The following is a 24,649-nucleotide window of genomic DNA, read 5'->3' as shown; positions in this document are numbered from 1 at the left end:
CATAATACGAGAGAATTATGAAGCTAAGAATTCGCCCACTGTGTGGCTTACTTGCACTCGCTCTACCTCTACTGATGAGCTCATGTAATGCCTTCCTAAGTGAGAATCCAGACTCTGACCTGGTAGATCCAACGTCACCAACTCAGATACAGAAGTTACTCATCGGAGCCTACCCAACCAGCTCGATCAACTTCCTCACCGAGCTCTCCTCGGATAATATCCTAGACGACGGGACGGGTAACCCCAATACCAGTACCTTCGCCGAGGATGCTGCCTACTGGAAGGCTATCCACAATGCTGATGACTACTATGACGCCCCATACAAGCTCTGGCAGAGTAGCTACTATGCCATAGCTCTATCGAACGAAGTCATCCAAAAGGTCACCTCTCTAGGACTGACAGACAATATCTCGATGGTGAGCAAGGGAGAGGCACTCGTGGCACGAGCCTGGGCTCACTTCCAGCTCGCCAATACCTTCTGCCTACCTTACGATCCTCAGACTAGCTCTAAGGATTTAGGTATACCCTACGTAGCAGAGCGTGTAGTGAGTCTACAGCCCGACTATCCACGTGGTACCCTAGCTGAGACCTACCAGCATATAGCGAGTGACCTCACGGAGGGTATTGCACTGCTCGAGCGCTATCCATCGAACTACAGCGAGGACATTAAGAAGTTCCACTTCAACCCCACCTCCGCCTATGCCTTCGCTGCTCGCTTCTACCTCTACTATCAGGACTGGGCCAAGGCTGAGGAATATGCTACGAAGGTGCTCGGGAACAATCCCTCCCTCGTACTGCGAGACTGGAGTTTCTTTACCACAATCCCTCGTACAGAAAAGGCCTATGCACTCGCCTACTACGACACGAAGCTAGCTGCCAACCTACTCTCTGTCTCCACCTATAGCTCCTACCAATGGCAGACAACGAGCGGTACGAGCTACTACCAGTCCCGCTTCACTCAGGCCAAGGAACTGACACAGAATGAGACTCTCTTCGCTCAGAATATCTGGGGACAGAGCGATGCCTACTACTTCGCACCATTCATCTATGTGGAGGGGAATATCAACAAGACGGTGCAGGCCAAGCTCCCGTCCTTCCCTAGCAGCGACTACCAGACGATGGATACCCCGCTGACCACAGACGAGACCCTGCTGGTACGTGCTGAGGCTCGTATCCACCAGAAGAAGTACGATGAGGGGGTGGCAGACCTCAACCTCTGGACCTCTCGCTACCTCAACGATGGCGACAACGCTCAGAAGCCACGTAAGAAGACCTTCACAAAGGATGAGATCATCGCCTTCTATAAGGCGCTTAGCTACGACTCCAAGGTACGCCCTACGATGAAGAAGAAGCTCAACCCACACTTCACCATCACGGCAGGTGATGAAGAGTTCCTCCTACACCACGTACTGCAGTGTCGTCGTATCCTCACCCTACACGAGGGACTACGCTGGCAGGACATCAAGCGCTACGGCATCACCATCTACCGCCGTATCAACAAGAACAGCAACTACAGTGTCGCCGCAGAGCTCGGTGATCGTGACCCTCGCCAGGCTATACCTCTCCCCCAGCAGGCGATCAAGGGTAGCATCGTTCAGAACCCTACGAAGTAACTCAATAAGAAACAGCTATGAAGAAGCTAATATTCCCCTTCGTCATCGCTTGCGCCCTAGGAGCACTCGCCTCATGTAGCTCCGATATCGATAGGGTTAAGCCCGACCGCAAGGTCATCGATACCGAGGATGTAAGCCGGCTGACGAGGCTAGATAGATATATACAGAAGGCTTTCGCCGAGAAGTACAACGTCAGCATCGACTATCGTTACGACGATAAGATGACCGACCGTCGCTACCTCCTAGCCCCAGTCAAGGAAGAGAAGGCAATAGAGTTCCTCAACCTCATTGACTTCGTCTTCTTCGAGACCTACAAGGAAGCAGCTCCCGAGGGTTATGCCCAGAGGCATACCGTCAAGTTCGTCAACCTCTATGGCTCCTCCGGCTACGCTATGGACAGGCGTATGGCTGGGGCAGCACCACAGGGTATGATCTGGATGTACAATATCAATGAGCTGAATACTCATATCGATAGGACGAGGCTCGATACTCGAGCTAAGGACTATGCCTACTGGATTGCCTCCAAGCGTGTGACAGCTGAGATCGAGAGACGCAATAAGGAGGCTAAGGACAAGACTGGGCAAGAGCTCACTGAGGATGAGAAGAAGAAGCTCAAGGATGAGCTGACACCCAAGTACGAGCAAGAGGAACTGTCTGGTGAGAAGTACCAGGGGCACATCAAGACAGCTACACTTGAGCTCGAGCAGCGTATGCGTAGCAGCTACATCAGTACCCTCTTCCACGAGTCTGCCCATACGCTCCATGAGGAGCGTGCTTACCCACCTGAGTACGACAAGCTCTCTGCACTAGACTATCAGAAGCAGGATGCCTTCTCCTACTGGTGGCGTAACGGTAAGGATTCACGTCACGCGGGGTTCGTTAGTGACTATGCTAGTACTGATGCCGACGAAGACTTCGCAGAGCTCTTCGCCACCTATGTCCTATCCTCCGATGGCGAGTGGGATGAGCTCCTAGCGTATGCAGACGCAAAGATCCGCCCCAGCGCCAAGTACACGGGCAAGGAGATCATCCTACAGAAGCTCGCCATCATGAAGCAGTACATCCGTGACGAGTACCATACCGACCTCGATGCCATCCGCCAGAAGGCACTCGAGAAGCTCTACCAAATCCCCTATAAGGACTTCACCCAATACCCAGCAGGATACTAACTATGCACTACTATCATATTTGGTCTCTGGCTCTAGCACTCGCCCTAGGGGCATGCAGCCAGTACGAAGAGATGCCCAGTGGCAAGGACTATGCCGCGACAGTGATCACTCAGCAGGAGCAGGAGATCATCAGTCTCCTTCGCTCCAGTGAGTACGGCTGGTCGCTCATCCTCATCCCCGACGAGGGGAACCATGGGGGGATCAACCTCTCGATGAAGTTCATCTCCGACAAGGAGGCTACCATCGCCTCCGAGGAATACGGAGAGACGGTAGAGGTACCCAAGGATCCCAAGAACCCAGGTGCTGGGACGGAGCAGATCTACCAGACGGAGTTTACCTCCAACTATCACTTCTCCCATAACTCAGGCCTTCGTCTGACATTCGACACATACAACAAGCCGCTGAACTACTACTCCGACCCTGACTGGGGGCTCCCCAATGGTTACAACGGAGACTATGAGTTCACCGTGGATAAGGTCAGCCCCGACAAGGATGTAATCTATCTCACTGGCTGTCGTACGAACAACAAGATGCAGATGATCCGCCTCAAGGGGGACACCAAGGCCTACCTAGAGGGGACAAAGGTCATCAAGCAGGCTGTGACGGGTAAGGCTCTTGCCCCCCTCCAGCTTGGAGGGAAGCAAGTAGCACTCTCCATCTTTGGTCTTGCTCGCCAGCTGTGGGTTCGCTACGATGACAAGTCCGAGCTACACCCCTTCTACTATACAGACGAAGGCATCAAGCTTATCAAGCCTCTCACCCTAGGTGGCGAGACCCTTGAGGGGCTAAAACTAGACAAGGATAAGGCTACTATGACGACCCTTGACGGGAAGAGTAAGCTAGCCCTACAGCTCGGTAAGTATGACTTGACGAAGGACTATCTACGCCTATACTTCCACCAGGGCTATGCGAGTGACCAGGCACTCAGCGTCTTTAATACAGCCAACGATATTCAATGGAGCGATACCTACAAGGCGAAGTATAAGGAGTTCATTGACCTTGGTCAGACGCCTGATGTCTCTAGACCCTCTATGAGGCTAAAAATAAGCGAAAAGGGGGATCTCTGGGATAGCTTCCAGCCAGTCTACTACCTAGACTTTACGTCTATCTACGGTGAGCCTAACCAATTCCATACGGTACGTATCATTCAGTACGGCTTGTCCTATTTCTACGCTCGTCGTGCACAGGAGTGGCTACTAGAGAATCTGTTATATTACTCTCCCTATACGGTCAGTGAAGCTACGGATGGACATGGCTATCACTGGTTGACTTCGCCGAAGGACAATGATGAATTCTGGTGCAAGGTACAGTAATGTCTAGGTGCAGGTAGGCTAAACCTACCCACAACTCAGTTAAATGAATCGCCCCAAGGCTTCGAGCCTTGGGGCGATTCATTTACTCCGATACTAGAGAGTCTATAGCTTTAGATCTGGGATACGAGAGGGAGCAGCACCCGTACTGCCGTCCTTCCCATACTTGGGGTGATAAGACCCTAGAGGCAGGTCTGAGAAGGCCCCTCTATTCACTTGATCGATAGCTGAACGCTTACCCTTGAGTCCTGCTCCAACAGCATTAACGAAGAAATGGAAGAGCCAATCGAAGAATCCACGCTCCTCCCCCTGTGCTAGCACACGTCTATCGATGCGCCCCTTGAGTTCCCTTGTATAGAGGATCTCATTACTCTTAGTGGATCTGAGTATGTACTGAACCTCGAACTCTAGCTCGGCGTTCAGATGCTGGTCCCACTGATGAATCACTGTGAAGAGCACAGCATCCGTCCCAAAGATCTTGCGGAAGGGCTCAAGGTCTTTCCCTAGATACTCCTCTGGACGTAGCAGGCTCTTATCTCGAAGATACTCGCTTGTGAAGGAGGGAGCGTAGACGTAGTATCCTCGGCTGGTCAGTATCGGAGCCAGCCCTGCGTACAGCTGGTCTCGAAGGTCCAGCCACCCTGTCTTGTCGATAGGTGGTATCAGGAGGATTGTCTTTGGACTCTCCCCATACATACGAGGATAGAGCATAGCGCGCTTATGAGGGTACATAGAGCGACAGGATGGCAGAGCAAGTAGAAGCAATCCTAATAATGCAATTAGGGAAAGACGCATGTGTCGGTGGTGTCGAGGCATCTCTGGATATACTGATAGAAAAAAGACAGCCACCTAATGGGCACTATTATATAATCCCATTAGGTGGCTCATCCGTCCCTACGTCAGTGCAGGGAAGTATAGGAGTGGTGTAGGTTAGAATTCGTAGCCTACAGTCAGGAAGCTTGATACGTAGCGCGAAGCACCAGTATCTCTACCGAAGAGCCCATCTCTACCCTCACCAGAGAGCTGATTGAGTACGCTGAATTCGATACCAGCACGCACGTAGAGGCTGCTGTAGCGATACATAAGGCTAGCCTGAAGCCCTGCTTCGAACTTCTTAGCGGTTCCCTCAGCGAGGAGGTCGTATTCGGCGACGTTAAGTGGGTCACCTGCTACATCTATGATAGGGCTACCCCCACGAGTAATCTTAGCGCTGAGGAGATAGGAAGCATAGGGAGTCACATTTAGGAAGACGTGCTGGTTTTCCTCTACAGTGATGATACGGAAGGAGAAGTCCACAGGCACCTGCACAGCGTAGGTCTGAAGCTTAGCTAGTGGCTTAGGTGCGTTGTTACGATTGCCAGTCTGTCTCTCACCACGACCGTTGAAGAAGATACCTGGAGCTAGGGTAAAGGGTGTGTGGACAAAGGGAAGAGCAAAGCTGACCCCTGCACGGAAGTTGATAAGACCCTTACCGCTATCATTGAGGTGGTCAAGTGCAAAGTTTGAGACCTTGGAGAGCGTAGGACCAGCCTCCACACGATAGCGTATCTTTCCAAGCTCTTGTGCTGACACATTGTTAACGAAGCCAGCTAGAAGCAGTGCTCCTAGAGCGAATAGTTTAAATTGCTGCATGTCTAAGATATTAATAATGTTGTTATTATTGGATAACGATGATACTCCTTAGTGAAGGATTTAGGTACCCTGCACACATAGTAGTAACTCTACAAAGGTACACAAAAATACTATCTCTATATATGTTTACGAGGAAAGCCCTGATGTCTTTCCCCTTCTAACCCTCTACTTTAGCCCTCTCTGTGGGGGCACACCCTCATTAGAAAGGATAGCCGATGGCAAAGTGTAGTGCCAGTAGATCTCGTGGACTTTGGTAGGTGATTACCCATGGACGACCATTCTCCACCTGTGGATCATACACCTTTGCCCCCGTATCGAAGCGCAGGACAAAGTACTCGAAGTCCCAGCGTAGCCCCATCCCAGCCGCCAGCGCTATCTCCCGATAGAAGGTCCGCCACTTGAAGTCCCCTTGAGGTTGGTTCTCATACGGACGTATCGTCCATACGTTCCCTGCATCTGCGAAGAGAGCCAACTGTATGGGGCCAAGGATACGCATCCGATACTCGGCATTGAGCTCCAGCTTGATGTCCCCCACTTGGTCGAAGATGGATTTACTCATAGATCGGGGCATGCTCCCCGGGCCAAGGCTACGGGCACTCCAGCCTCGTATGCTATTGGCTCCCCCAGCGAAGTAGCGGAGGTCTACGGGCACAAACTGGCTATTCCCATAGGGCACCGCCAGTGCCAACCCTAGGTGATAGGCGAAGGAGTTCCCCTCGCTCAGCTTCCTAAGTCCACTGTAATCGAATTCCCCCTTTACGAACTGAGCAAAGTTAGTCCCAAAGAGACGGTATGATCCGTAGCTATCACGCTCCCGGTTGGTTAGCTGAGACAGTCCATAGAGCATTGCCCCAGAGGACTGGAGGTAGAGTCTAAGGTTGTGTACCCAGGGGGAGGAAGAGAGACGATAGTCATTCAGCGAGTTATAGCGGAAGAGGTAAGAAGCACCAAGGACGAACTGATCCCGATAGTTCAGGATCTGTGTGATCAAGGGCATCGACTTGCGGAAGCTCTCGTTGATATAGGCGAAGTGCAGGAAGTTCAGATCCAGCACCTTCAGGTGATGCTTGTAGGCGGGAGTGTAGTGACTATGCCAGCTGTATCCCCACTCAAAGGAGAAGATATCTCGGCTAAACTCAGGGCGGCCATGGTAATCATAGCTCGCCTGAAAGTTCGTAGCCGACTGGAAGGTAGAGGGGCCACGTGTGTAGAGGAAGGGCACAAGGAGCTTCGGGAATGTCAGCGAAGTCTCCATCCCGTAGCTAAAGTGGTCATTGACTCGGCTGCGGAAGGACTCATACCCACCTCGCACCTGTAGCTGCAGCTGCTCACCTCCTCTAAAGAGGTTGTTGTGCTGGAAGGTCAGCGAAGCACTTACCCCTAGGTTCCCCGAGGAATTTGTCCCGACAACATCCCCACTGAAGCTCTTACTCGGCTCCGCACCTGTCACTATATCGCAGTTGAGGAGCGTAGAGTCTCCCGAGAGGCTGTCTACCTGATAGCGCACGGAGATATTCCTCATAGGTGCGAGGTCGGATAGAGCGGCATAGGTACGGGAGGTGTTCTGCAGGGAGTAGTCTGCTCCTGGGCGTACCCAGATGCGATGAGCGAGCTCTCCTGGGCGCACGTAGTGCTCGGGGTCAATCTCAAAGGCTATGCCTGCCAAGGTATCTCGTCTAAAGGGAAGGCTCCGATCGTTCCCCTCGTGCCGTAGTGTCACCTTGCCTATGCGGTAGGTAGTGGAGGGCACGGCGATTAGTTTGCGTACCCAACCATCATTCACCTCCAGTGTATCCACTTCGTAGCGGACACTATCGGAGGAAAATCCATAGTAGCCTCGGTTAGCCAAGATCAAGGCTATACGCTCACGTTCGAGCTGCATATTCTGAGGCGACAGCACCGATCCTGGGGCTAAGTAGGAGGTATATTGCTCACCTCGGAAGAGCTTCTTCTGCCGAAGGCTATCCCGAGGATGCAGGAGCGGATGGATGATGCTATCGGAGAGGACTTCCTCCTCCCTCCCCACATAGTATCGGGGGCCTGGCTGGATACGATAGAGGAGCTTAGCCTTCTTGTAGGCTGTCGTATCCGTATATAGCGTCGTCTCGGCATTGAGGTAACCGAGGTTGTACATAGCGGCAGTAAGGTTAGCACGGCCAAACTCTGATTCCTGCTCACTATACAGCACTGGGGGATCCCCCCACTTACGGAGCTGTCTATTGACGAAGCTATTGCTCTTCGGGTTGCTTAGGCTGTACACGGCCAGTGTCCACTTGACGAGACCAAGGAGACGGGCATTAGGCTGCTGGGTGAGATATAGATCCAGCTCTCCGAGTTGCTCTTGCTCGTAGGTCGAGAGGGAGTCCACCCGTATGGTGACCTTAGAGAGGAGGTAGCTCCCATCGGGCACATACTTGGTCGTCGAGCAGGAGGTGACGAGGAGGCTGACCAGCAGCGCTAGGATCGAGTACTTATACTTATTCATCTATAGTCCATATCTTCCAGGCTTCATCCGCCTGGATGTAGAGCATCTCAAGTCCGTCCTTGATCCGAGCCCCCCTCTGTTGAGCCTCTTGGAGGAAGGCTGTAGGGGAAGGATTGTAGATCAAGTCGTAGCAGAGGTGCTGATCTGACAGAGCCTCATAGGGCAGGGGAAGGAGCTCTCCAGGACAAAGCCCGATAGGGGTGGCATTGATCCACAGCCGACACTCCTCGGCTAGCCCCCCTCGGAGCTCCTCATAGGCGACCATCCCTTGGCGAGGGTGACGGCTGACCTGTTGCCCCTCTAACCCAAGCAAGGACAAGGCACGAAGTACAGCCGAGGCTGCCCCTCCACTCCCGAAGACTAATGCTCGTGGTCTCTGACCACCTAGCCAGATAGACAGAGAACGTCTGAAGCCCTCCACATCTGTATTATAGCCGTAGAGCTGAGTCTGACCGGTGGCACTTCGTCTGATCCGAAGGACGTTGGTCGCTTGTAGCGCCTCTACGTCTGGGCTCAGGACGTCCACGTAGCGAAGTACCTCCCGCTTGTAGGGGAGCGTGACATTGAGACCACAGAGATCGGGCTCTCGGGCAAGCAGGCTAGGGAGCTCCTCGATCGAGGCTAGCTCATAGGGCAGATAGCTCGCATCAATACCCTCACGAGCGAAGAAGTCACCAAAGTATCTAGGGGAGAACGAGTGGGCAAGTGTCCGGCCTATCAAGCCGTACTTGCGCCTCGAGCCTCTTGGGGCTCTACTCTCGTGATCCTGTCCGCTCTGTGGTGCCATCTGCTCTGTCGATGGAGCAAAAATACAACAATTCGTATCTTGCTCCCCCAGCCACCTTGCCCAGCACAGCCTTTGGGGGCTCATAACGGAGCTTTATACAAGGCCTCTAAGCTGCCTCTCCCGAGGTATGCCCACTGCCTCATCTTAGGTTTCCCCATAACCTCTGAGGAGGTAGCGAGGGTACCTGCGAAGAGGTTCCCCCACTACCTCCAGCAGTGAGGAAAGACAGAGACATAAAAGGATGGGATAGAATGACTACCGCTGGTGTGCCTTGCCCTTGCGGGGAGGTACACCAGCGGTAGGTTAGGAGCCTTCGGGGAAAGGTCTCCTTATGAGATAGCGAAAGGGGAGAGCCGCCTTAGCCTCTAGGGCTACGATGCTATTCCTCGATCGTGCGGGTCAGATAGAGGTAGACGGGATAGTGGTCACTATAGCCACCCTGGAAACGCCCCGAGGAGAAGGTACGGAAGGGATAGCCCTTGAAGTGCCCCGTCTTTTGCGTGAGGAAGTCAGCACTATATATATAGGCATAGTCCCCACTCTTCTTGTCTTGTAGGAGATGGAGAGAGGTATCAGCTCCACCGACGAGGTTAGCAGTCACCACAAGGTTATCAAATAGATTCCATACATCACGATAGGCGAGCGTGCCACGCCCTGATGCGTGGATCTTAGCCATAGGATTATAGAGATCCTCGGGGGCGAGATCCTCGGGAGTTACCTTGGCCTTTAGTCCCTGCACAACGCTGGGTGAGGTAGGATCGTCGTTGAAGTCCCCCATTAGGATGACCTTGTGCGCAGGGTTAGCCTGTAGTAGGGAGTCTGTGACAGATCGCATGACTTGTGCTGCCTGCATGCGCCGACGTAGCGATATTTGTTCGCCACCGACACGAGAGGGCCAGTGAGAGACGAGGAAGGAGACAGGCTCACCAAGAAGCAGGCCATTGACCTCAAGGACATCACGTGTCTTGATGTACTCTTCGCCCTTGAGACGTACGGGGTGAGGACGGGCATCTAGCAGCTGGTAGTACTTAGACCGATAGAAGAGTGCGCAGTCTATGCCTCTCTTGTCTGGAGAGTCAAAGTGAACGATTTCATAGCCCAAGTCACGAAGCTCTGGCTCGGCAAGTAGATCCTGGAGTACCTGGCGGTTCTCTATCTCACACAGGCCGATGATATCAGGGCCATTCTTAGAGCCTATCTGACTGATGGCATAGGCCATGTTGTGGAGCTTCTGTTTGTATTTCTCTTGGGTCCACTGGTTCTTTCCATTGGGGAGAAAGTCTTCGTCATTGTTGTCTCCATCGATGGTATCGAAGAGGTTCTCTAGATTGTAGAAGGCCACGGTAAGGCGCACCTGCTTCTTGGCTTGCGCAGAAAGGCTATGAACTGACAGAAAGATCGTAAGCAGAAGTGCTAGAAAGGGTCGAGTCATCTTTATCGGTGTATTTAATTAGTGAATATCCAGCATATTATATACCTTTATGGTGCAAAAGTAATAATTATCACTCGCTATATTGCCCTGCTATCCCTTATAGAAGGGTATTATGCCTATACGTGCAGACGCATGAACAAACTTATTACCACACTTGTATGTGCCTCCCTCCTAGGAGGTACAGCCCTAGCACAGCAGACCGAGGGGACGAAGGTCTTAGACGGCAAGAGCGGTAAGCCTATTGCCCAGGCTACGATCAGCATCTATGGCCCCGTCTCGAAGCGCCTAAAGACGGCTAAGGATGGCTCTTATCGTCTCTCCGACCTTCCTAATGGACGCTACACCCTCACCCTAAGTGCCGGAGGCTACGAGACCCGACAAATCGAGTACGTGAAAGACCAGTTTCACACCACCCTACCCACCGAGCTTAGACTCACGCCTATACCACAGGGGAGAGAGAGTCTCTACGACGACCTCCTCCTAACCGATGAGGTCGATGATGGTGAGGTAGGCACGCAGGATAAAGTAACCCTGCTGACCTCCTCCAAGGATCCATTCCTCAATGCCTCTGGCTACGTCTTCAGCACAGCACGCTTCCGCAACAGAGGCTTCGACTCCCAGTACAGCGAGCAGATGCTCAACGGGGTAGCGATGAATGATCTGAACACTGGCTACTCCCCCTGGTCACTCTGGGGTGGGCTCAACGATGTGACACGTCTACAGGAGACCTCACAGAGCTTTGAGCCTATAGCCTCATCCTTCGGTAACGCAGGCGTAACGAACAATGTGACAATGCGTCCCTCCATGTACGGAGCACAGCGTAGAGCGACAGCCTCGCTAAGCAACCGTACCTATACGGGACGCCTAGCCTTCACCTGGACAACAGGCGAGATGAAGGGGGGCTGGTCACTTGCCCTGAGCGCAGCCCGCAGAGCCGGCAGCGGACAATACTCCTACGTCAGAGGGCAATTCTATGATGCTTGGAGCTACTTCCTCGGGATCGAAAAGAAGTTTGACGAGATGAACAGCGTGAGCTTCATCGCACTAGGTGCTCCCACTCGCCGAGGGGTAGCCAGCGCCTCTACCCAAGAGGCCTACGACCTAGTTGGCTCAAACTTCTACAACCCTAACATCGGTCGTCAAGGAGGGAAATGGCGTAATGCTCGAGTACGTAGTAACCACGAGCCCATCCTACAGCTCAACCATTACTACTCCAATGCGCTATCGAACCTCCACCTACACACCACCTTCAGCTATCGCTTTGGGAAGAATGCCTACTCAGCGCTGAACTGGTATAATGCTCCAGACCCTCGCCCCGACTACTACCGCTACCTCCCCTCCTACTTCACCCGCATGGCAGACCCCAATGCTCAGGATCCCTCTGCCGCTGCTCGCTACGAGGAGCTATGGCATAGTGATCCCAACATGAGGTACATCGACTGGGATCGTCTCTATGAGATCAACCGACTCAATCAGACGACCGTACGGGATGCCTCTGGGCGAGTCCTAGCCACAGGGAAGAAGGCTCTCTACATGGTCGAAGACCGGCATACAGACCAGAGGGAGTTCGCTTGGGCTACCACGATGGACTGGCTCCCCCTCTCTTGGCTCGAAGTAAACGCAGGAGGGAATGCACGTACCAACGTCACCGAGAATTACTCTGAGGTAGCAGACCTCCTCGGGGCAGACTTCGTCTACGACATCGATAAGTTCGCTGAGCGAGACTTCGGTGGAGATCCGACTAAGAGTCAGGTGGACCTCAACCACCCCGACCGCATTGTCCAGAAGGGGGATCGCTTTAGCTACGACTACGACTCTCGTATCAACCGCTACCAAGCTTGGCTCAACCTCACCTACCGCCTCCCTAGACTAGATGCCTACACGGCACTCAGCTACACCCACACAGCCCTACAGCGTGATGGAAAGCAGCGTAGAGGTCTATTCCCTGACAACTCCTTCGGCTACTCAGACCACATTAAGTTCAATGACCTAGCAGCCAAGGTAGGTGCAACCTACAAGATCACGGGGCACCACTACCTGCAGGCTAACCTCGGGTATATCGAGCAGGCTCCTACATTCCGTAACCTCTTCATCTCCCCTAGGACACGAGATAGCTATATCAGCAACCCCAAGTCCGAGAAGATACTCACTGCAGAGGCCTCCTACTCGGTACGTCTCCCTTGGCTCCGAGGACGAGTGACAGCCTTCTACACCCGTATCACCGACCACGTGCAGAACGTGAACTTCTACGACGATGCCCGTGCCTCCTTCTCCAACTACTCCATCACAGGTATTGCTACCCAGCACGCTGGTGTCGAGCTCGGCCTCGAGGCTAAGCTCTCCCCCACCCTCACGGCAAATGCAGCTCTGGCTCTCGGGCAATACAAGTATGCGAATAACCCCTCCTATGTCCAGACCATCGATAACTCCAACGAGATCGTAGACCAGGATATCGTCTACTGGAAGGGGCTCAACATCAGCGGTACTCCACAGACTGCTGCGACCCTAGGGCTGACGTACTACTCGCCCTGGTATGCCAACTTCGGGATCAATGCCAACTACTTTGGTCGCAACTTCGTCTCTATGGCACCGCTGGTACGTACCGACCGTGGCCGTAGTGCACTGCCCGAGCGATATATCCTGCCTGAGAAGCTACAAGATGGCTTCACGGTGGACGTCTTCGCCAGCTACTCCTGGAGGCTCAACTACAACACCTATCTACGCTTCAATCTCTCGGTGAGCAACCTACTGAACAACAAGCGTCTGCCCAACAGTGGCTACGAGCAGCTCCGCATACGTACGCTACGTGACGACAATGGGGTGCAGCAGCTTCATCAGCCCTTCGACAGTAAGATCTCCTATGTATATGGGACGACCTTCTTCTTCAACACGTCCCTCCAATTCTAAGCTTTGTGATTATGAGATCTCTAGGTAAGTATATCCTCCCACTCCTCACACTTTGCACCCTATCGCTGGTGAGCTGTGAGAAGTACAACGAGGTACCAGCCCCCAGCTACAAGCCTGCTACCCCAGGCCAGGAGCTCCCCCTACCTACACATACGATCAGCCAGCTCAAGGCACTCTATCAGCGGGGAGGTGTGACCCTCAGTAGCCCTGTCGTCGTCTCCGCTGTCATGGCATCGGATGATAGTGAGGGCAACCTCTACAAGAGCTGCTTCATACAGGACGAGACGGGCGGGATCGAGCTGAAGTTCGCCATGGGTAGCCTCAGCACCCTCTACCCGCAGGGCTCACGAGTACTCCTGCTGTGTCAGGGGCTCACCCTCGGAGCCTACGGGGGACAGATTGGCCTAGGCTACCGCTCCAGCGACCCCAAGTACGAGACGGCCTTCTACCCCGAGAAGCTCGTACCCCTAGCCCTACATCGCCTAGGTGCAGAGGCGCTTCAGCCCCGTACGCTCACCATCGATCAGCTCAGCAAGCAGTACGCCTCCACACTCGTACGTATAGAGGGGGTACAGTTCGTCTCCTCGGAGCTAGGGCAGACCTATGCGAGCCCCGAGCAGAAGACCAAGGTCTCTAACGTCAATCGTACCCTCACCGATCGCTCTGGCAAGACCCTCATCGTACGCACCAGTAGCTATGCCAAGTTCGCAGGTAAGACCCTGCCTGAGGGCTCAGGGAGCATCGTCGCCCTACTCACCTACTTCAGGGACACGCCTCAGCTCCTGATCCTCCGAGAGCATGACGTCCAGCTCTCCTCTCCTCGCTTCTAGGACGAATACACTTCCGTACAACCCTATAACACCTCGCAAGATGACTAAGAAAGCACTTCTTCGCTGGTCGCTCACCGCTCTGAGCTGTGTGCTACTATCCGTAGGCTTCTCGTCCTGTAAGAACAACGATGACACCTACACCAAGCCCACCTACTCCATCACCAAGGATGGGAAGGCCGACAAGACCTTCTCTCTAGCCAAAGAAGGGGGGACACTCACCCTACACCTAGAGACCAACCGACGCTGGGAGGTAAGCTCCACAGCTGACTGGGTCAGCATCAACCCCACCTCTGGGGAAGCTGGTGTCCTCGACATCACGGTGCGAGTGCTCCCCAACAGCACGGCTCAGGCTCGCCGAGCACAGATTATCTTCAAGATCAGCGGCATCACCGAGATCTACACCATCGAGCAAACCTCGGGCGACACCCCCGGTGGCGGTGGCAACCAAGGTGCAGAGACTGCCCTAGCAGACTTCATCAAGAAGTATGACCAAGGCAAGGAAGTAACCGTAGACGAAGAGATCATACTCAAGGCATCCCTCATCACGGACATCGAGAGCAACAACTTCGCCACAAATAGGAACATCATCCTACAGGCTGGTGAGGTCGGTATCACCGTGCGACTCAAGTCTGCTGCCAATAAGGCATGGAAGCCAGGCACAGTCTTCGCCATCAAGGCCAAGGGTGGTAAGGTCTCTCGCTATAAAGAGGGCTCACTCCAGCTCGATATGAGTGCCGTGGCAGACGAAGCAGCAGTGACAGCTACTAGCGAAGTCATCACTATCCAGCCTAAGACGGTGACCCTAGCCGATATCTATGCAGGCAAGTACGACAATATCCTCATCGCCGTAGACGGCATTCAGTTCCAGACACCAGGTAAAGCCCTTAACCCCAACAAGAGCGTAGGGGGTAAGGCTCCTAGCCCATACTTCAATAACCTTACCGACTGCGTCACAGCTACGCCACAGGGTGTCAGCATACTCTCTGCTCCCATCTCAGGTCATGCTCCTGAGGCGCTACGCTCTGCCATCACACCAGATAAGAACGGACGTATCGTAGGGATCATCCAAACCAGTGTATCTGAAAAGGAGAACGTCAAGACTCGCTACTACAACCTCTGGATACGTAACCTCCAGGATCTCGACGGTCTGAAGGGTACTCGTTGTACGGAGAATAATGGTGGTACTCCCAATCCTCCTACACCCCCTACCCCCAACCCAGAGCCTCCCACGCCTCCCACGCCTAACCCTCCTACGCCCCCAGCACCTGGGACAGCAGACCTCATGATCGTAGTCTATGCCGAAGGGACTAGCTACGAGAAGTACATTCAGCTCTACAACCCTACAGACCAAGAGATCGACCTCAGCGCCTACACCCTCGTGATGCAGCTATACACTTCAGATGGCCACACGGATAAGGCGGGCAAGCCCCATGATCTCAAGCTCAAAGGCAAGATTCCTGCAAAGGGCTTTATGATCTATCAGCACACAGATGCTCAAAAGTACACACAGGGCATAAAGGACAAGAGTGTCATCAACTTCAATGGTAACGATCCTCTCGCGCTTAAGAAGGGCGACAATATCATTGATGTGATTGGCTCCTACCCCAATATATGGCTCAATGGGAATGTCGGTGCGGGCAAGGACGTCTTCCTACACCGCAAGATCGAGATCAATGCTCCAGCGACGACCTTCGATGCCAATCAGTGGGAATCAACCAGCATAGGCAAAGCAAATGAGAACAAGCTGGTAGAGCTCATTGAGAAGTACTTCAACAAAAGATAAGTCTACTCTATGACCTCCCCTAAGAAACTCTATACCCTACTCCTATCGCTGATGGTCGGCAGCGTCATAGCTCTAGCTATGGCCTGCACGACACAGCGTAAGGAGCAGCCCATACGCCGAACGACCCCACTGCAGCTACACCTTCCGTCCTCGACCTCCAAGGTAAAGACAGCTACCAGTGCGGGGGACAACTTCTTCGTACGTCTGCAGTCCGAGACCGACTGGACGCTACATCTGTCTCCTGAGACAGCGAAGGAGTGGATCACCCTAGAGCGTACCCGTGGGCAGGCCTCGGCTAGTCCTGTAGATATAGCAGTACAGCTGTCGAAGAACCTCGGGCAGGCTCGTGAGGCTAAGCTCATCGTCCGCTCAGGCTCACTGGCTGATACGATTATCATCACACAGCAGGGTACAGCTGCTACACCTCCTACTCCTAATCCTGACCCCAAACCCAATCCTCCGACGACAGACCCAAAGGGAGAGCATATCTTGGGTGATGTGACCCTCCTCGAGGCTCCTGCTCTAGCTGGAGGATCGAACAACTACTATATCACCCACAGGGCGAATAACGTCGTGAACTTCTCTCTAGAGTACGATGTCGATAAGCGTCACCCTCGCTTCGTCTGCTTCACCTTCGATGATGTCACTTCAGCGATGGCAGTCAAGCGTACCGATGCTTGGGCTTGGGATCCTGAGATCCCCTCAAAGTATTCGACGGAGAGCATGTTCAAGAACAGTGGCTACGATCGTGGCCATCTAGTAGCCTCCCATGACCGAGTCTATAGTCGGGAGGCGAACATGCAGACCTTCTACTACAGCAATATGAGCCCACAGCTCCCCTCATTTAACCAGAAGTACTGGGCTAAGCTCGAGAAGCAGGTGCAGGACTGGGGGCGCAACAAGAGCTTCCGTGACGTCCTCTATGTCGCTAAGGGCGGTACAATCCGTGACGACCAAGTAGAGAACACCAAGGTCAAGGGGCGTATCGTCGTCCCCAAGTACTACTGGATGGCTATGGTCGTCAAGAAGGGAGCTACCTACCATGGTCTAGCCTTCTGGCTGGAGCACAAGGAATGGGATATGAAGACCCCTATGATGACGGTCGCCATCTCCATCGACGAACTAGAGAAGAAGCTAGGCTTCGACCTCTTCCATAACTTCCCTGACGAGATAGAGAACAAGTTCGAAGCAGAGGATCCCTCTGATCCTCGCGTACGTGCCCATTGGCCTGGCATGTAGTCACGCTAGGATAGGGTCAAGTGCTGACAAAGCCTATTCTCCATAGGAAGACCCTATAGACATACCACTAATCGAAGAGGCGCAGTCCCCCTAACACTGGGGACTGCGCCTCTTCAATTATCGTAGTTAAGAGGAGGGGGAGCACAATGCATCACGGGCAAGGCTTCCTTTCTCCTCCATCTTTCCCCTATCACCTTGTGAAGCGAGCGAAGCACAGGGCTCTGCTGGCAAGACTTCCTTTCCCCTTCTCCTCCCATTGCTTATCGTCTTGAGAGGAAGGCGGAGCACAGAACAGCACCGATAGGGCTAACCTTCTCCTCCCATTGCTTATCGTCTTGTGGGATGTAGAGCTTAGCTGGGGAGCTCCCACCACTAAGCATCCTTCCTGTTCAATCCCATCGCAGCCAGCAGAACAAAGATTTTCGGCACAAAGGGGATCATCTTCAGGGCTAGCCGTTGTGACCAAGTCACACCTGATATAATCCTCCTCTTCCCTCGGAGCATTGCTCGGTAGCTATCTAGGGCGACCTTGTAGGGACTCTGAGTGAGTGCCTGGGCTAGTCCCGTACCCTCCAGACCAGCGGCCATCCCAAACTCCGTGCTCAGCCCACCGGGGAGGACACTCGTCACGGTCACACCTGTCCCTCGGGTCTCCATCCATAGAGCCTCGGAGAGCGAGGTTACGTAAGCCTTTGCGGCGAAGTAGGTGGCTTGGTAGGGGCCAGGGAGGAGCGAAGCGGTGGAGGAGACGTTGAGGATGCGCCCTGTCCCCCGACGTAGGAAGTCAGGGAGGAAGAGTTTGGTGAGGCGAGTCAGAGCGAGGATATCCACCGAGATTAGGTTGATCTCCTCCTCTATGGGACGCTCGGCGAAGCTCCCTTGCCCCCCGAGCCCAGCATTATTGATGAGATAGTCCACCTCTATTCCCCGATCTGCAAGGGCATCGTAGATCTGCTGGGGCTTCGGGGCGTGAGAGGTCATAGCTGAGGGTGAGGACATCTACCTGATACTGGGCTTCTAGCTCCGCCTTCAGTTCATTAAGCCGATCCAAGCGACGAGCCACGAGGACAAGATCCCCTCCACGTGAGGCATGCACACGGGCATACTCACGACCTAGACCGCTGGAGGCTCCAGTGATGAGTGCTACTTTCTTCATTGTACCTACCTATTTGTCTATTAGATGATAACCTGGGCAGTAGGCGTGTGGGGTACTGCTCTATGAGAAGAAAACAAACGGAGAGGTAGAGATGTTGGCTGTCTCCCACCATTTAGATGAAGTGAACCCGACCCCACCCTCATAGCTCTCTCCAGCACCCCACAAAACCCTCCAGCTAACTCACTCTGTATCGCACACATCGTGAGGGGCTCAGAGGACATACCGAGAGCGTGTGATAGGACTCGGTATGTGCGCACCCATCACCTATGTAAGGTGACCGAGGCGAGGATACCGAGTCCTCTCCTTCGATCATTACGTGTCCACTCTAGGGCCATCAGAATGCCTGCTTCAAATACATCACGACCAGCATACATGATCCCTATCCTTGGGCTGATCGAGAGGATACAATCCTACGAGGACAGAGCGAGTAACGACAATAGATCTCCCCTACCCATTAGGTACATAGAGGGAGGGTAACGATCTAGGAAAGGAGGCTAAAGCCTTCAATAGAGGCATCTATCAGGAGGGATATAAGGATGGTGTACCCCAGGCACCCGAAGAAATGGTGTGGGAGGAGCAGACCACGAAGGGGGGATCTTTAGCTACCCCACTATCCTCAGACTTAGCACCACATGAGGACGAGGATCACAGGCTATATATGCGCCCCCACCGACTCCCCACTAGGTCTATGGGGACGCAGACCAGAGCTGACACATGAACTGATCACTAGAGGTCAAGGGCAATATGATCAAGGAGCATACATCGACGATAGGAACACCTACACCTAAGCACATATTTACCAAGCATATACCCATCACCTAGGAGAGATAAAGTATACACGTGTGTACACACTAGTGTACTCATGTGTACACTGTTGTATACACGCGTGTACACTACCTCGCTCTAAGTATATCCCCGTTAGCGCTCTCTCGTATGTAGATCTCGGGGCGAAGACCTAAGCACTCCATAGATACAGATAAGACTCCCTTAGACATGGAATAATATCCCCAAGAGCGAAAAGTAGAGAATACGAAAAGAGACCACACATCTCACCTAGAGCACAGACGGGGTTACGAGGATAGTGTCCGAATAATTGTTATTTTTGCACCCTAGTACGAAGACGTGGTCTTCACCTATAAAACGACTTATAAACAAAGAAATAACTATGTACTGGACTCTAGAACTCGCCTCTAAGCTCGAGGATGCACCATGGCCCGCGAGCCGCGACGAACTGATCGACTATGCACAGCGCTCCGGCGCCCCCATTGAGGTCATAGAGAACCTACAAGAGATGGAGGACGAAGGCGAACTCTACGAATCAATCGAGGACATCTGGCCCGACTACCCAAGTAAGGAAGACTTCTTCTTCGACGAGGAGGAGTACTAGCTCCAGTTACTCTACCAGCACGCCCTAGATGAAGCGCCCCCTCACCGTCTCACGCCTCCTGACCCGAGGACGACCGATGAGGGCTCTTGCGCTCCTTTCCCTCCTCGGGGGGCTACCCACGTGCCTATATGCCCAGCGGTCGCCCCTCGTGAGGCAGTGGCAGGAGGCTCATGCCTACATCTGCCCTGCAGCTATCGCCCTCAGTGACGAGCAGCGCATCCTAGGTCTGTACACCTACGAGGAGCGACAGAGTAGCCTCTATGGGGCTATGACCGATCTGCCTATCAGCCTCCTCGGTAGGGAGCATGGGGTAGGAGCTGGGGTGATGAATAGCACTCGGGGACTTACCTCCAGCACGGAGTTTGCCGCTCGCTATGCGTGGCTACAGGAGCTACTCGGTGGGCGACTACAGATAGGTCTGGAGGGTGTACTCGCTCGTACTGCCTTCGACGGAGCACGAGCACTGGAGGAAGGGATCACCGACCCCCAGCTACCGACGACGAAGGTCGAGGGCAAAGCCTTTGACCTTGGTCTGGGTCTTTATTGGCGTGGGGCAGGTCTTAGCATAGGCTTGTCCGCCCAGCATCTACTAGGTGCCGAGGTCTACCTCACGGATCGCTATCAGCTCCACCTCCCACGGAGCTACTCCGCTAGCATCAGTTACCGCCTCGGGCAGGTCTCCACGGGACTAAGCTGGGAGGGCTCACTACTCGGCATATACCACGAGGGCGGTGGCTATCGTGGTGACTTGGGGCTAAGGGCATGGTGGCGGGGACGCTTCGTCCTCGGTGCCGTCTACCGCTGGGACAGAGCGGTAGGCATCCAGATAGGAGCCTCACTCTCTAGGCTCTACTTAGGTTATCAGGGGGAGCTCTCTACACAGCATCGGGGGCAGCTCCACCACGAGCTCCTGATCAGCTACTCATTCCCCCTATCTAGGCAGAGGGGCAAGCCACAGCACTACAAGAGCGTGCGGCTACTCTAATCAAAACGACAAGAGATGAAGAAGATCTTTCATCGGGGAGGCGACCTCCTACTGACTCTACTCCTACTAGGCTTCGTAGCCTCCTGCGGCTCCTCCCGTAGCCCGAGAGGAGCAGAGGTGAGGGCGGCACGACTTACCTCGTGGAATGAACCTGCACCACACGGCATGGTACTCATCCCTCGGGGACACATCCACATGGGGGAGCAGCGTCCAGACAGCCTATGGGGAGATCCCGCACAGTCACGTGGGGTCTCGGTAGATGCCTTCTGGATGGATCGTACCGAGGTGACCAATGCCCAGTACCGCCAGTTCGTCTACTACGTAAGAGACTCGATCCTACGAGAGCGACTAGCCGACCCAGCCTACGGAGGTGATGAGAGCTACAAGATCACCGAGGACAAATACGGTGAGCCCATCCCCCCACGACTTGACTGGTCTCGCCCGATCCCCTCGGAGAAGCGAGCTTCAGACGAAGAGCTTCGTGCCCTACAAAGCCTCTACTACACCAATCCCATCACAGGAGAGCGTAAGCTAGATCCTGCACAGCTCAACTACCGCTACGAGCGGTACGACCATCGGGCAGCAGCCCTATGGCGCAATAGGCTACGTCATGCTCAGACCAACCCTGAGTGGACACCCTCGCCTAATGCCCCCGTCTTGATCACCAAGGACACAGCCTACCTAGATGCTACGGGCAAGATCGTCCGTGAGACAATCACTCGTCCGCTGACGAGCGAATATGACTTCCTCAGCACCTACATAGTCCCTGTCCTACCCGATGAGACGGTTTGGGTCAATGACTTCCCCAACTCCCGCAACGAGATCTACACCACCCGCTACTTCAGCCATCCCGGCTACGACGACTACCCCGTCGTCGGTGTGACCTGGGAGCAGGCAGATGCCTACTGCGCCTGGCGCACAGCTACCTACCGTGCTGGGCTGAAGCTCCCCGAGGGGCAGGTCGTGGAGGAGTTTCGTCTACCGACAGAGGCCGAGTGGGAGTACGCCGCCCGTATGGGTGTAGATAGTCTGTTGTATCCCTGGAGCTCGGAGGGTCTTCGTGCCCCCAAGGGTTGCCTACTGGGCAACTTCAAGCCCGGCGATGGGAACTACACCGCAGACAAGCACCTCATCACGGCACGTGTCTCCTCCTATCCCCCCAATGACTTCGGGCTGTATGATATGGCAGGCAACGTCGCCGAGTGGACGAGCACCTCGTGGAGTGCCTCTGGCCTGCGCAAGGTGAACGATGTCAATCCCGAGCTACGTGGCCATGTAGACTTCAAGGATCCCATCAGTCGCACGATGAAGGTCATCAAGGGGGGCTCATGGAAGGATATAGCCCGCTACATACAGGCCAATAACCGCAGCCGAGCAGCGCAGAGCGAGGCGCATTCGTACATCGGCTTCCGCTGTGTACGCTCCGCCGTGGAGTTCGCCAAGTAAATACAACCACTACCCGATATAGCTACTGAATATGTCTGCACATCCCCGTCTGCTCTCTCGCCTAGAGACGTTCCTTGCCAGTGAGAGAGGTAGGCGCATCCTCAATCGGTTCTACTCCTGGGGGGCAGCCTTCGTGATCCTCGGAGCTCTCTTCAAGCTCCTACATATTAGATATGGTGACGAGATACTGCTGGTCAGTATGCTCACAGAGTTTGTCGTCTTCTTCATCTCTGGCTTTGAGCGCCCAGAGAAGAGCTATGACTGGGAGGCCGTCTTTCCCGAACTTCGGGGAGCAGAGGAGGTACCTCTCTCCGAGTCCATCGCACGCAGAGAGGCTCTCATCCAGCGTGCCCAGCAGGGTGCTCCAGCCCTCCAGAGCGAGACATGCGCATCACAGAGTCCACAGCCACTAGTCAGCCAGCAGACGCTATCCTCAGAGGAAGTGGAGCACCTGCGTGAGGCGATTGACCGCCTCGGGGAGGCAGCTGCACAGCTAGCACGCATCGGGTCAGTATCCAGTGAGATGACGAAGCGATACGAACTGATGGCTCTCGACTACAGCAAGATGAGCCAGCACTCTGCCCAGTACCTCGGGGAGATGGAGAGCCTTGCCCGCAACGTCACGGGGCTCAATGCCATCTATGAGCTACAGCTCAAGAGCATCAGTAGCCAAGTAGAGACCATCGATCGTATCAATTCGGGTCTCCAGCATATCCGACAGATGTACGAAGGAGGACTACCCGACAGCGAGGCCTTCGGCAGGGAGAGCGCACACCTTACCCAGCAGCTCACCCAGCTCAACGATGTATATGCACGTCTGCTGCAAGCTCTCACGGTGAATATGACTACTCCGGGGGCACCACATACCCCCTACACCGCCTCTTCCTCCGATCAAGACGACCACATAGCACGCTAAGGATATGGCTGTAGGCAGTAGGGGCAATCCCAATAGACAGCGCATGATCAACCTCATGTACCTTGTCTTCATCGCTATGATGGCGCTCAATGTATCCCCTGAGGTACTCGATGGCATCTCTCAGGTAGAGGGAGAGCTACAGCAGACCATATCCACTACGGAGCAGCGCAATAGGGCTCTAAGCCAAGATATGGATCAGGCCTATCAGGCGAACCCCGATAAGGTCTCCGCTTGGCGACAGCGCAGTGAGGAGCTACGCCTACGCTCCGACTCCCTATATCACTACATCCAGAGTCTCAAGGAGCTCATCGCTCAGGAGGCTGACGGACGAGAGGGGCGGGCAGATGCACTTCGTCACCTAGATGACCTATCGGCTTCGTCCGTAGTGATGCTCTCCCCCCTTCACCCACGAGCTAAGGAGCTAAGGAAGCGCCTAGAGCAGTACCGCACTTGGCTCACGGAGCTACTAGGAGGCAGCCCTCGATCGGCTCAGATCACAGCACGACTAGCGACGAAGGATGGACGAGGTGGCCAGAGCTGGGAGAGTGCAAACTTCGAGAACATGCCTGCCATAGCTGCCCTCACTCTCCTATCCCACCTACAGAGCAACATCCACCATACCGAGGGCGAAGGGCTCACCGAACTCCTCCAGAGCATCGATGCCCATGACTACCGCCTCAGCCTACTCACCGCTCAGGTAATCCCCGATAGCAGGATCGTACTCAGTGGCGAGCCCTACCGAGCACGTATCGTCCTCAGCAGTACAGACACGACGAGACAGCCCCACATCGTGGTCAATGGTGCCCCTCTCTCTCAGGCACTCAGGGGACAGCTCTCATTACCTACCCCTAGAACGGGTACCTTCCCCGTAGAGGGCTACGTAGAGGCAGACCGAGGGGATGGCTCTACGGAACGCCTTCCCTTTGCGACCAACTACACCGTCATAGAGCGGACGGCGACCATCGCCCCTGTGATGATGAACGTCCTCTACTCCGGTATAGACAACCCGATCAAGATAGCAGTGCCAGGCATTGCCCCCCAAGACCTCACAGCCTCTATCAGCAGTGGTACGCTTACCCGCCGAGGAGAGCTCTGGGTCGCCCACCCCAGCCAGCTAGGTGAGGTCACTATCTCCGTCTCTGCACGAGGGGAGGGTGGCAAGACAAGCCTCATCACACAGACCAAGCTACGAGTGCGCCGCCTACCCGATCCCTCTCCCTATATAGCCCTCACCGAGGGGGGAGAGAGTCGCTTCCGAGGTGGACGGATTGCCAAGCAGGCACTGCTCGCTGCAGGCGGAGTGCGTGCAGCCATCGACGACTCTTTCCTAGATATTAGCTACACGGTCGTACGCTTCCAGCTCATTACCTTTGACTCTATGGGCAATGCCATTCCCGAGGTCTCTAGTGGAGCGACCTTCTCGCCCCGACAGATCCGACAGATACAGACCGCTCCCCGAGGGAAGCGTCTCTATATCTCAGACATCATCGCTCGTGGCCCTGATGGCATCGAGCGCAAGCTTCCCTCCCTAGAGCTCATCATCGGCTAAATGTCCCCCTCAGGACGAACGAA

19 protein-coding genes are annotated in these 24,649 nt (G+C 54.3%); 12 read left to right on the top strand and 7 right to left on the bottom strand.

The genetic code is table 11. The features are described 5' to 3' along the window. Window positions 1-17 precede the first annotated feature (17 nt). From QZ554_RS00950 to QZ554_RS00940, 3 genes are read left to right on the top strand one after another with little or no spacing between them, the layout of a single operon-like run. On the top strand, window positions 18-1,613 hold the full coding sequence (locus tag QZ554_RS00950) for a RagB/SusD family nutrient uptake outer membrane protein (protein WP_297193542.1): 1,596 nt from the start codon (window positions 18-20) through the stop codon (window positions 1,611-1,613). Between the two features lie 17 nt (window positions 1,614-1,630). Then, window positions 1,631-2,782, top strand: coding sequence for a substrate import-associated zinc metallohydrolase lipoprotein (locus tag QZ554_RS00945; protein WP_297193540.1), 1,152 nt, complete (start codon window positions 1,631-1,633; stop codon window positions 2,780-2,782). A 2-nt stretch (window positions 2,783-2,784) separates the two neighbouring features. Then, complete coding sequence (locus QZ554_RS00940) at window positions 2,785-4,095, top strand: DUF4302 domain-containing protein (protein WP_297193538.1); 1,311 nt, start codon at window positions 2,785-2,787, stop codon at window positions 4,093-4,095. 102 nt (window positions 4,096-4,197) lie between these two features. Here QZ554_RS00940 and QZ554_RS00935 read toward each other — a convergent pair whose 3' ends face one another. From QZ554_RS00935 to QZ554_RS00915, 5 genes are all read right to left on the bottom strand, one after another. Next, the gene (locus tag QZ554_RS00935) at window positions 4,198-4,803 is read right to left on the bottom strand and encodes a GNA1162 family protein (RefSeq protein WP_297193536.1); all 606 of its coding nucleotides are present in this window, start codon (window positions 4,801-4,803) and stop codon (window positions 4,198-4,200) included. Window positions 4,804-5,022: 219 nt separating this feature from the next. After that, entirely contained in the window at window positions 5,023-5,724 is a 702-nt protein-coding gene (locus tag QZ554_RS00930; protein WP_297193534.1) for an outer membrane beta-barrel protein, read from the bottom strand. A 199-nt stretch (window positions 5,725-5,923) separates the two neighbouring features. Beyond that, window positions 5,924-8,209 carry a BamA/TamA family outer membrane protein gene (locus tag QZ554_RS00925; RefSeq protein ID WP_297193532.1) on the bottom strand — a complete coding sequence of 762 codons (2,286 nt, stop codon included), beginning with the start codon at window positions 8,207-8,209 and terminating at the stop codon, window positions 5,924-5,926. Continuing rightward, the gene (locus tag QZ554_RS00920; protein ID WP_297193530.1) at window positions 8,202-8,996 is read right to left on the bottom strand and encodes a shikimate dehydrogenase; all 795 of its coding nucleotides are present in this window, start codon (window positions 8,994-8,996) and stop codon (window positions 8,202-8,204) included. Before QZ554_RS00920 ends, QZ554_RS00925 begins: the two co-directional genes overlap by 8 nt. 379 nt (window positions 8,997-9,375) lie before the next feature. Further along, window positions 9,376-10,428, bottom strand: coding sequence for an endonuclease/exonuclease/phosphatase family protein (locus QZ554_RS00915; RefSeq protein WP_297193528.1), 1,053 nt, complete (start codon window positions 10,426-10,428; stop codon window positions 9,376-9,378). Between the two features lie 132 nt (window positions 10,429-10,560). On the opposite strand from QZ554_RS00915, the gene QZ554_RS00910 reads away from it, so the two are divergent. Genes QZ554_RS00910 through QZ554_RS00895 form a run of 4 tightly spaced genes read left to right on the top strand, consistent with a single transcriptional unit; the run spans window position 10,561 to window position 17,187 of the window. Further along, on the top strand, window positions 10,561-13,335 hold the full coding sequence (locus QZ554_RS00910; protein WP_297193527.1) for a TonB-dependent receptor: 2,775 nt from the start codon (window positions 10,561-10,563) through the stop codon (window positions 13,333-13,335). A gap of 11 nt (window positions 13,336-13,346) precedes the next feature. Continuing rightward, window positions 13,347-14,165: a DUF5689 domain-containing protein gene (locus QZ554_RS00905; protein ID WP_297193525.1), complete on the top strand. Its 819-nt coding sequence runs from the start codon at window positions 13,347-13,349 to the stop codon at window positions 14,163-14,165. A 40-nt stretch (window positions 14,166-14,205) separates the two neighbouring features. Further along, complete coding sequence (locus QZ554_RS00900) at window positions 14,206-15,948, top strand: BACON domain-containing carbohydrate-binding protein (protein ID WP_297193524.1); 1,743 nt, start codon at window positions 14,206-14,208, stop codon at window positions 15,946-15,948. Window positions 15,949-15,957: 9 nt separating this feature from the next. Then, the gene (locus QZ554_RS00895; RefSeq protein WP_297193522.1) at window positions 15,958-17,187 is read left to right on the top strand and encodes a DNA/RNA non-specific endonuclease; all 1,230 of its coding nucleotides are present in this window, start codon (window positions 15,958-15,960) and stop codon (window positions 17,185-17,187) included. Window positions 17,188-17,559: 372 nt separating this feature from the next. Here QZ554_RS00895 and QZ554_RS00890 read toward each other — a convergent pair whose 3' ends face one another. After that, window positions 17,560-18,105 carry an SDR family NAD(P)-dependent oxidoreductase gene (locus tag QZ554_RS00890; RefSeq protein WP_297193520.1) on the bottom strand — a complete coding sequence of 182 codons (546 nt, stop codon included), beginning with the start codon at window positions 18,103-18,105 and terminating at the stop codon, window positions 17,560-17,562. Further along, the gene (locus tag QZ554_RS00885; RefSeq protein WP_297193518.1) at window positions 18,086-18,343 is read right to left on the bottom strand and encodes an SDR family NAD(P)-dependent oxidoreductase; all 258 of its coding nucleotides are present in this window, start codon (window positions 18,341-18,343) and stop codon (window positions 18,086-18,088) included. Before QZ554_RS00885 ends, QZ554_RS00890 begins: the two co-directional genes overlap by 20 nt. Window positions 18,344-19,508: 1,165 nt before the next feature. Here QZ554_RS00885 and QZ554_RS00880 point away from each other — a divergent pair. Genes QZ554_RS00880 through gldM form a run of 5 tightly spaced genes read left to right on the top strand, consistent with a single transcriptional unit; the run spans window position 19,509 to window position 24,626 of the window. Continuing rightward, a complete protein-coding gene (locus QZ554_RS00880; RefSeq protein ID WP_005467333.1) occupies window positions 19,509-19,730 on the top strand; it encodes a DUF2795 domain-containing protein in 222 nt (73 codons plus the stop codon). A 28-nt stretch (window positions 19,731-19,758) separates the two neighbouring features. Then, window positions 19,759-20,715: a PorP/SprF family type IX secretion system membrane protein gene (locus QZ554_RS00875; protein WP_297193516.1), complete on the top strand. Its 957-nt coding sequence runs from the start codon at window positions 19,759-19,761 to the stop codon at window positions 20,713-20,715. Window positions 20,716-20,730: 15 nt separating this feature from the next. Further along, window positions 20,731-22,161, top strand: a complete 1,431-nt coding sequence (locus tag QZ554_RS00870; RefSeq protein ID WP_297193499.1) for an SUMF1/EgtB/PvdO family nonheme iron enzyme — start codon at window positions 20,731-20,733, stop codon at window positions 22,159-22,161. Window positions 22,162-22,192: 31 nt separating this feature from the next. After that, window positions 22,193-23,077, top strand: a complete 885-nt coding sequence (gene gldL / locus QZ554_RS00865; RefSeq protein ID WP_297193498.1) for a gliding motility protein GldL — start codon at window positions 22,193-22,195, stop codon at window positions 23,075-23,077. A gap of 4 nt (window positions 23,078-23,081) precedes the next feature. Next, the gene (gene gldM, locus QZ554_RS00860; protein ID WP_297193496.1) at window positions 23,082-24,626 is read left to right on the top strand and encodes a gliding motility protein GldM; all 1,545 of its coding nucleotides are present in this window, start codon (window positions 23,082-23,084) and stop codon (window positions 24,624-24,626) included. Window positions 24,627-24,649: the final 23 nt, after the last annotated feature.

The organism is uncultured Porphyromonas sp., assembly GCF_915070105.1.
Taxonomy (GTDB): domain Bacteria; phylum Bacteroidota; class Bacteroidia; order Bacteroidales; family Porphyromonadaceae; genus Porphyromonas.
Note: the sequence above shows the minus strand (reverse complement) of the source record. Positions and strands in the feature narration are given on the sequence as shown.